A 7,008-nucleotide genomic window follows, 5' to 3' on the forward strand; every position below is an offset into this window, starting at 1 on the left:
TTACTCGTGAGTCAGAAGTGTTGACAGTGTCCGGAAATCACCGGACTGTAGTGGACATGACGAATATCCGGGCGCGTTTGATCGTTGTCCTGGTTGTCCTCTGCGGATTCCTGTCGGTGCTGGGCGCTGGGCCAGCAACCGCCGCCACCCCAACCGACTCCCTCTGGTTCGACGGCTCGGCGCTGACCGTCCAGAACGGCAGCTTCGTGGACAGCTACGGCCGCCAGGTCGTGCTGCGCGGCTACAACGTCTCCGGTGAGACCAAACTGGCGGAGAACGACGGTCTTCCCTTCGCCTCGGTCGCCGACGCGAAGAAGTCCGCGACCGCGCTGCGCGCCCTCGGCGGCGGCAACTCGGTCCGCTTCCTGCTCTCCTGGGCCTACGCCGAGCCCGTCCGGGGTCAGGTCGACACCACGTACCTGGCCGCCGCCACCGCGCAGATGCAGGCGTTCCTCGACGCCGGTATCCGCGTCTACCCCGACTTCCACCAGGACCTCTACTCCAAGTACCTGTTCAACAGCGGAAGTTGGTACACCGGCGACGGCGCCCCCAAGTGGGCGGTGGCGCTGGGGAGTTACCCCCAGGAGTCCTGCGGCATCTGCCTCTTCTGGGGTCAGAACATCACCCAGAACTCGGCCGTGACCAAGGCGCAGTACGACTTCTGGCACAACAACTACGGCCTCCAGGACTCCTTCCTCGCCACCGCGCAGTCGACGATGACGTACATCCAACAGCACCTCACCACCGAGGAGTTCGCGGGCGTCGTCGGCTTCGACCCGTACAACGAGCCCTTCGCCGGGACCTACGACTCGGGCCAGACCAGCCGGACTTGGGAGCAGAACCTGCTCTGGCCGTTCTATGTGAAGTTCCGGGCCCGGATGGACGCGGCCGGCTGGAGCGCCAAGCCCGCCCTCGTCGAGCCGAACCTCTTCTGGAACTCCAACATCTCCAGCCAGGTGCAGGTGGGCGGACTCCTCGACGCGGGCACGCTCGGGTCGCGGTACGTCTTCAACACCCACTTCTACGACCAGAAGGCGATCTCCGGCATCCTGATGTGGGGCAACGCGGCCGACGGTCAGTACTCGACCGACTTCGGCACGGTCCGTGACCGGGCCACCGCGGCCGGCACCGCCGCCATCGTCAGCGAGTTCGGGCATCCGCTGTCCGGGACGGTCTCGGGCAAGGCGCCGACCGTACTCAAGGCGATGTACCAGGCCCTCGACTCCCGCCTGCCGGGCGCGAGTTGGTGGTCCAACCCGGCCGGCTCAGGACCGGTCCTTTCCGGCACGCAGTGGCAGTGGGACATCTACAACGGCCGCCACAGCGAGCTGATGAACGACAACCCCGACAAGGTGCTCACCTCCGGTGACGCCTGGAACGACGAGGACCTGTCGGCCGTCAACATGACCGACTCCGGCACGGTGACACTCCGTCAGGACGTCCGCCTGCTGGACCGGATCTACCCGGGCGCGACCGCCGGCACCACCGTCGCCTTCACCTATGAGGACCGCTCCCGAGACGGCTCCACGACCCTGACCTGGAACCCGGTCCCCAGCACCCTCCCGAACGTGTCCTCGCTGGTCGGCTCCGGCCAGTACGGCCTGCTGATGTGGCGCTCCAACAGCTCCACCGCACCGACCGAACTCCACCTCCCGGCGTCCTTCCCGGCCGCGTCCACGACCGTGGTCTCCGACCTGGGAGCGATCTCTGGCGTCCCGGCCTACACGTCGTCGACCGCGATCGGCTACGCCAACGAGCCCGGCGGCACCGGCAGTCACCGCCTCCTGCTCTCGGCCACCGGCTCGGGAACCCTGCACTACGCCCTGATCACCAACGGCGCGTCGAGCCCCTCCTCGACGCTGCTGAGCGCGGCCAAGTCCGAACTGGCCACGTGGGCGGCAGCGCACAGCTGAGCACCAGAGGGGCGCCGGTCTTCCTGAAGACCGGCGCTCCTTCGTGTTCATGTGAAGACATTCGTACATATGCAAATTCGGAGTGAACTTGAAGGAAAGTGTGGGAGGAGTGCCCTTTTCCGGAAGGCCACGGACACGACAAGATTGTCCGGTGGTCAACGAGACAGAGGTGTGACAGTGGTGGGCAGGCTCAAGACGCCGACCGGTCGTTACGGCGGCAAGTCCGCCGAGCAGCGACAGGCCGAGCGGCGCGGACGCTTCCTGGACGCCGCGCTCCAGTTGTTCGGCGACACCCCCGGCTACCGCGCCACCACCGTCGCCGCGCTCAGCGAGGCCGCGGGACTGTCCACCCGGCAGTTCTACGAGGAGTTCCGCAGCCTGGAGGACGTCCTGGCCGCCCTCCATCTCCAGGTCAACGACTGGGCCGAGGAAGCCGTGCTGGTGGCGCTGAAATCGGCGGAGGGCCTGTCGCTCGCCGAGCGGTCCACCGTGATCTTCCAGGCCTACGCCGCGAACGTCACCGTCGATCCGCGCCGCATCCGCATCACCTTCGTCGAGATCATCGGCGTCAGCGCCCGGCTGGAGGAGCAGCGGCTGGCCCGCCGAGCCCGCTGGATCAACCTCATCTGCGCCGAGGCCAGGGCCGCCGCCCAGCGCGGCGAGGCGGCACGCCGCGACTACCGGATCGCCGCGGCGGCCTTCATCGGCAGCGTCAACGGCCTGCTCCACGACTGGAGCGCGGGCTGGGTGGACGCCACGCTGGACGAGGTCGTGGAGGAACTGGTCCGACAGCTCCTCGGGATCATGCAGCCGCCCGGCTGGAAGCGCTAGGTCGTGTCCGCAAAGTCCCGTCGTCCGCCCGAAGGGCGGGCCCCGCGGCGTCCGGTACGGCGAGAGTGCGTGCCGGGCGTCGCGGGGCTGGGGGCACCTCCCACGCCTTTAAGGCAGTGGGGGAGGGACTTCGCGGACACGACCTAGACCGAGTCGTCCGTGGCGTGTTCGTCCAGGCGGCGAGCGAGCGCACGTACGAGATCGCGCAGAGCGGCGGGACGTTCGATGACGAACGGGCGGTCGAGGGCGGCGAGCACCGGCGGGATCCACTCCAGCCGCTCGGCCCGGATCCGGACGCGGACCCAGTCGTCGTCCACCGCTCCGGCGGGCGTGGACAGGGTGGCGATCTCGGCCGGGAGATGGCGGCGAATGTGCGGCACCTCGCCCCGGATCCGCAGCGACACATCGTGGGTCCACGGCGTGCGCGCGAGGCTGTCCAGCACCGTGGCCGCCGGGTCGAACTCGGCCGGCACGGCGAACGAGCCCGGCCGCACGTCCATGGTGGTGATCCGGTCGAGGCGGAAGGTGCGCACCTCGCCGTGGGCGGGGTCGGCGCCGGTCAGATACCACCGCCCGGCATGCGCCACGAGGCCGTACGGCAGGACGGTACGGTCGCTGACCTGGCCCTTCCGGTCGGTGTAGCCGATCGCCACGGGCCGGCGGTGCAGTGCGGCCTCGGCGAGTTCGAGCAGTACCCCCGTCTCCGGGGCGATGGAGGTGGCGGCACGGGGTCGCGCGGTGAAGTCGGCCGTGTCCAGCAGGGCGTCCAGGCGTCGGCGCAGGGCGGCGGGCAGGACCCGCAGCAGTTTCGCCGTGGCGCTCTCGCCGGCCGCGGCGGACGTGGTGACCAGCCCGGCCCTTCGCCCGGCCAGCAACCCGAGCAGCACGGCCAGGGCCTCCTCGTCCGTGAGCATCAGCGGGGGCATCCGATAGCCGGGGGCGAGCCGGTAGCCGCCGTAGCGACCACGCACCGAGTCGACCGGTACGCCCAGTTCCAGCAGGTGGCCGACGTAACGGCGGACCGTGCGTTCGTCGACGCCCAGCCGGGCGGCCAGGTCGGGGACGGTACGGAGGCCGTCGCCCTGGAGGATCTCCAGCAGGGCGAGCACGCGGGCGGTCGATGTGGTCACGCCGAAAGTCTGCCTCGGATAGCGGGCGGAAGCTGTCCGGTATCGGTCCTAGCGTGGGAGGCGCCGCTTCATCCGGCACCCCTTACGACCTCTGACAGGAAGCCGCCATGAACTTCGTCTCGATCCGTGTCATCACCGACGACGTCGCCCGACTCGTCGGCTTCTACGAACAGGTCACCGGCGTGACGGCCACCTGGTCGACCCCCGACTTCGCCGAACTCGCCACGCCCACCTGCACGTTGGCGGTCGCGAGCACTCGTACGGTGGCCCTGTTCGGTACCGGCTCCGCTCGCCCCGCCGCCAACCACTCGGTAATCACCGAGTTCCGTGTGGCGGACGTCGACGCCGAATTCGAGCGTCTGGCACCCCTCGACTGCGAGATCGTCCAGAAGCCGACGACGATGCCCTGGGGCAACCGCTCCCTCCTCTTCCGGGACCCCGACGGCAACCTGATCAACTTCTTCACGCCGGTCACTCCTGAAGCTGTGCGACGGCAGGACCACTGATGCGTGGCTGCCAACTGCCCCTCGTGTCACAGCCGTTGACTTCGTCCTCCAGTGGCTCTACTTTCAGCGCGCCATTTCGTTCGGCTAATCGATCCTGGTTCGAAATATCGGCAAAGGAGCCGCATGTTCCGCACCCCCTTCCTGCGTGCCCTCGCGATGGCCGCAGCGGCAGTCACCCTGCTTCTCTTCACCAGACCAGCGCCCGCGGACCCACTCCAGTCGGCCCCGGTCGCCTCGACGACCCGTCAGATGGCCGTGCCCACCGCCCCGATGGGCTGGGCCTCCTGGAACAGCTTCGCCGCGAAGATCGACTACAGCGTCATCAAGGCGCAGGTCGACGCGTTCGTCGCCGCCGGCCTCCCGGCGGCCGGCTACAAGTACATCAACATCGACGAGGGCTGGTGGCAGGGCACCCGCGACAGCGCGGGCAACATCACCGTCGACACCAGCGAGTGGCCCGGCGGGATGAGCGCCATCGCCGACTACATCCACAGCAAGGGCCTCAAGGCCGGCATCTACACGGACGCGGGCGCGAACGGCTGCGGCTACTACTACCCGACGGGTCGACCCGCCGCCGCGAACACCGGCAGCGAGGGCCACTACGACCAGGACATGCTCCAATTCTCGCAGTGGGGCTTCGACTTCGTGAAGGTCGACTGGTGCGGCGGTGACGCGGAGGGCCTCGAGGCGGCGACGGCGTACAAGGCGCTCAGCGCCTCGGTCACCAAGGCCACCGCCAGCACCGGCCGCGCACTGACCCTCTCGATCTGCAACTGGGGCTACCAGAACCCCTGGAACTGGGCCCCGGGCCTGGCCCCCATGTACCGGACGAGCACGGACATCATCTACTACGGCAACTCGCCGTCGACGACGAACATGTTGTCCAACTTCGACCAGGGCCTGCACCCGGCCGCCCAGCACACCGGCTACTACAACGACCCCGACATGCTGATGGTCGGCATGACCGGCCTCACCGCAGCCCAGAACCGCACCCACATGGCCCTCTGGGCGATCTCCGGCGCACCCCTCCTCGCCGGAAACGACCTGACGACCCTCACCACCGAGACCACCGGCATCCTCACCAACCCCGAGGTCATCGCGGTCGACCAGGACGCACGCGGCCTCCAGGGCGTCAAGGTCGCCGAGGACACGACCGGACTCCAGGTCTACGGCAAGGTTCTCTCGGGCCTCGGCAACCGCGCGGTCACCCTCCTCAACCGCACCTCCGCCGCGCAGAACATCACCGTCCGCTGGTCGGACCTCGGCCTGACCACCGCGTCCGCGACCGTCCGCGACCTGTGGTCCCGCGCCAACATCGGCTCCTACGGCACGAGTTACACGGCCAGCGTCCCGGCCGGCGGCTCCGTGTTCCTGAAGATCAGCGGCGGCACCGAGGCGGCGAGTACCAACTACACCGCCACCTCCACCGGCAAGTACACCGGCATCAGCGCGGCGAGCACCGGCCTGAACGTCGTCGACGTCACCTACACCAACACCGGCTCCACCGCCGTCATCGGCAGCCTCCAGGTCAACGGTCAGACCGCGACGACGGTCTCCTTCCCGCCGACCGGCTCCAGCGCAGGCACGATCTCGGTGCAGGCCAACCTGTCCAAGGGATCGGCCAACTCCCTCACCCTGACGGGCAGTTCACTCCCGACCCTGGGCACGATCAACGTCCAGCCGATCCCGGGCACGAACGGCTCCCTGGTCGTCGGCACCGGGTCCGGCCGCTGCGCCGACGTCTACAACAACACCATCACCAACGGCACGCAGGCCGAGATCTGGGACTGCAACGGCGGCCAGAACCAGGCCTGGACGTACACCTCCCGCAAGGAACTCGTGGTCTACGGCAACAAGTGCCTGGACGCCTACAACAACGGCACCACCAACGGCACGAAGGTCGTCATCTGGGACTGCAACGGCCAGAACAACCAGAAGTGGACCGCCAACTCCGACGGCACCCTCACCAACGTCAACGCGGGCCTGTGCCTGGACGCGTCCGGTGCCGCCACGGCCAACGGCACCCTGCTGATCCTGTACACCTGCGGCACGGCGAACAACCAGAAGTGGACGCTGACGTAGCCGTACCGGCCGCTGCGCAGCACATCGTCCCGCCGGTCGTCAGGGCCGGCGGGACGCGCGTCCCTAGGTGAGCGCGACGGTGACCAGTCCCGTCGCCGCGAGCAGCGCACACCCCAACAGGCAGGCGGCGAGGAGGCGTTGGCGCAGGCGCCGGTACGTCTCCTCGTACTCGGCCCGCAACTGCCTGCCCCGCTCGGCCGTCCGCTCCCAGGAGGCGCGGGTGAGGGTGAGGTACTCCGCCTCGAAGTGCCGTTCCACTTCGGCCCGTTGACCGTCGGTGAGCCAGTCGAGCCGGGCGGTGAAGCGGGCGGCGGCCGTACGACCCTCCGTGCGGGCGGCCGCGATCAGCAGGTGCCCCTCGATCTCGTTGAGGAACGTCCGCCGGTCCAGGGGGAGTTCGTCCATGGAGGTCACCGGGGCGTCAACTCCCGTTCCTGGGCCGGGATCTCGGAGTGGTGGAGGTCGAACGCCGGGGATTCGCTGCGGATGCGGGGGAGGGTGAGGAAGTTGTGCCGCGGGGGCGGGCAGGAGGTCGCCCACTCCAGT

At 68.8% G+C, this 7,008-nt stretch carries 6 protein-coding genes; 4 read left to right on the forward strand and 2 right to left on the reverse strand.

Annotated features, from left to right (window positions below):
• The first annotated feature begins 56 nt into the window (after positions 1-56).
• Together SPR02S_RS15280 and SPR02S_RS15285 are read left to right on the forward strand one after the other, a co-directional pair.
• Positions 57-1,913, forward strand: a complete 1,857-nt coding sequence (locus SPR02S_RS15280; RefSeq protein ID WP_043258297.1) for a cellulase family glycosylhydrolase — start codon at positions 57-59, stop codon at positions 1,911-1,913.
• A 177-nt stretch (positions 1,914-2,090) separates the two neighbouring features.
• The gene (locus SPR02S_RS15285; protein WP_026150555.1) at positions 2,091-2,744 is read left to right on the forward strand and encodes a TetR/AcrR family transcriptional regulator; all 654 of its coding nucleotides are present in this window, start codon (positions 2,091-2,093) and stop codon (positions 2,742-2,744) included.
• A 143-nt stretch (positions 2,745-2,887) separates the two neighbouring features.
• Here SPR02S_RS15285 and SPR02S_RS15290 read toward each other — a convergent pair whose 3' ends face one another.
• Complete coding sequence (locus tag SPR02S_RS15290; RefSeq protein ID WP_019057850.1) at positions 2,888-3,874, reverse strand: helix-turn-helix transcriptional regulator; 987 nt, start codon at positions 3,872-3,874, stop codon at positions 2,888-2,890.
• Positions 3,875-3,981: 107 nt separating this feature from the next.
• Here SPR02S_RS15290 and SPR02S_RS15295 point away from each other — a divergent pair, with 107 nt between their 5' ends.
• Both SPR02S_RS15295 and SPR02S_RS15300 read left to right on the forward strand, forming a co-directional pair.
• A complete protein-coding gene (locus SPR02S_RS15295) occupies positions 3,982-4,380 on the forward strand; it encodes a VOC family protein (protein WP_019057851.1) in 399 nt (132 codons plus the stop codon).
• A 123-nt stretch (positions 4,381-4,503) separates the two neighbouring features.
• Entirely contained in the window at positions 4,504-6,462 is a 1,959-nt protein-coding gene (locus SPR02S_RS15300; protein WP_019057852.1) for a ricin-type beta-trefoil lectin domain protein, read from the forward strand.
• A gap of 63 nt (positions 6,463-6,525) precedes the next feature.
• Here the strand turns inward: SPR02S_RS15300 and SPR02S_RS15305 are convergent, their stop codons facing one another.
• Positions 6,526-6,876 (reverse strand): hypothetical protein, encoded by a 351-nt coding sequence (locus SPR02S_RS15305; RefSeq protein ID WP_019057853.1) that lies wholly within the window; start codon positions 6,874-6,876, stop codon positions 6,526-6,528.
• Between the last annotated feature and the right edge of the window lie 132 nt (positions 6,877-7,008).

This window comes from Streptomyces prunicolor NBRC 13075, assembly GCF_000367365.1.
GTDB lineage: Bacteria > Actinomycetota > Actinomycetes > Streptomycetales > Streptomycetaceae > Streptomyces > Streptomyces prunicolor.

Bases quoted from the DNA above. Each gene is read 5' to 3' on its own strand.
- SPR02S_RS15280 (WP_043258297.1), top strand. From the start codon at position 57: ATGACGAATATCCGGGCGCGTTTGATCGTTGTCCTGGTTGTCCTCTGC.
- SPR02S_RS15295 (WP_019057851.1), top strand. From the start codon at position 3,982: ATGAACTTCGTCTCGATCCGTGTCATCACCGACGACGTCGCCCGACTC.
- SPR02S_RS15300 (WP_019057852.1), top strand. From the start codon at position 4,504: ATGTTCCGCACCCCCTTCCTGCGTGCCCTCGCGATGGCCGCAGCGGCA.